The sequence below is a fragment of the Actinomyces urogenitalis DSM 15434 genome (assembly GCF_000159035.1).
GTDB classification, from domain to species: domain Bacteria; phylum Actinomycetota; class Actinomycetes; order Actinomycetales; family Actinomycetaceae; genus Actinomyces; species Actinomyces urogenitalis.
The window spans coordinates 1,241,687-1,243,374 of the sequence record NZ_DS999574.1 but is presented as its reverse complement, the minus strand read 5'-3'; the positions used below and the strand labels follow the sequence as shown (position 1 = coordinate 1,243,374).

Here is a 1,688-nt window from a genome sequence, read left to right as displayed (position 1 = left end):
TGGGCAGCTGCCCGGAGCGCGAGCGGCGGCGTCGGGCCACGACGACGCCGGCGATAACGGCGACCGCCGCGATGAGGGCAAGGACGACAAGGAGGAGGGTCGAGGAGTCCATGCCCCCATCATGGCCTATCTGGCCGGCTCAGCGCGCGACGCAGGACGCCCGCAGCCGGCTGCTGGGATGCTTCAACGCCGGCGCAGGCTGGCCGCGCGCGACTCGGCAGTGTCCATGGCGCGCTCGACGACGTCGACCAGGCCGGAGAAGCTCTCGGTGCCGGTGTAGACCGAGGAGTCCTCATGGGTCATGAGGTCCTCCAGGCGAGCGTCCTGGGGCACGACTCGTGCCGGGGCGCTCTTGTCAGCGGCGATCTCACGCAGGTGCCGCAGCTGGTCCTTCCAGGTGGAGATCGGATAACGCTCGGCGATCACCATGCCGAGAACCAGCAGAGCAGCGACAAGGACAACAAACAGGGGAAGGACCATCGAGCTCATGACTCCATGATGGTCCGCCTGCCGGGGCACCTCCACTGTGACGCGCGACGTCACCAAAACGTGATGCAGTCTTCGTCACGTCCAGGCCTGGTGCCTAGGAGCGAGTGTCCTCCGGGCGCGCCAGACGCTGGGAGACCACCTGGGTCACGCCCTCACGCATGGTGATGCCGTACAGGGCGTCGGCGACCTCCATGGTGCGCTTCTGGTGGGTAATGATGATGAGCTGGCTGTCACGGCGCAGCTCGGTGAAGATCTCCAGCAGACGCCCCAGGTTGGTGTCATCCAGGGCGGCCTCGACCTCGTCCATGACGTAGAAGGGCGAGGGACGCGCCTTGAAGATGGCGATGAGCAGCGCCACCGCGGCCAGCGAGCGCTCGCCACCGGACAGCAGGGACAGACGCGTGACCTTCTTGCCCGCCGGCCGCGCCTCGATCTCGATCCCCGTGGTGAGCATGTCGGAGGGATCAGTGAGCACAAGGCGGCCCTGGCCGCCAGGGAAGAGCCGGTCGAAGACAAGCTCGAACTCGCGCGCCGTGTCCTGCCACGCGCTGGTGAAGACCTCCAGGACCCGGGCGTCGATCTCCTCGACGATGCGCAGCAGGTCCGAGCGCGAGCGGGTCAGGTCTGCCAGCTGCTCGGCCAGGAACTGGTGGCGCTGCTCCAGGGCCGCGTGCTCCTCCAGGGCCAGGGGGTTGACCTTGCCCAGGCGCGCCAGGTCCCGGCTGGCACGGGCCAGGCGCTTCTCCTGCTCGGCGCGCACGTAGGGGCGACCCGCACGCGCGGGCGGCTGGCCGTCCTCATCCTCGGGCTGCTCATCCTGCTCATCGGCCTGGAGATCGGGGACCGGCATGTGGGGGCCATATTCTTCGACGAGAGGTTCCAGCTCCATGCCGAGCTCGCTCATGGCCCGGTCGGCCAGGGCCTCCAGCCGCACACGCTGCTCGGCCCGGGCGATCTCGTCACGGTGGGCGGCGTCGGTCAGCTGGGCGATGAGGCGGGTGGCCTGGTCAATCTCCTCACGTACCTGGGCAGTGGCCTGGGCAGAGCGCGATCGCTCAGCCTCCAGGCCGTGACGCTCCTCCTGCGCCTGGGCAGCCCAGGTGGCAGCCGACTGCTGGGCCGCACGTGCCTGGTCACGCACGTGGGAAGCCACGGCCAGGGCAGCTGCCCGGCGCCGCCCGGCCCTCTCGGCCGCCGCC

At 69.5% G+C, this 1,688-nt stretch carries 2 protein-coding genes; both read right to left on the bottom strand.

Going from position 1 to position 1,688, the window contains the following annotated elements:
• Window positions 1-183: 183 nt before the first annotated feature.
• Complete coding sequence (locus HMPREF0058_RS05265) at window positions 184-489, bottom strand: hypothetical protein (RefSeq protein ID WP_006548683.1); 306 nt, start codon at window positions 487-489, stop codon at window positions 184-186.
• Between the two features lie 94 nt (window positions 490-583).
• Window positions 584-1,688, bottom strand: a 1,105-nt coding sequence (locus tag HMPREF0058_RS05260; protein WP_006548682.1) for an AAA family ATPase, incomplete at its 5' end; no start/stop codon positions are given.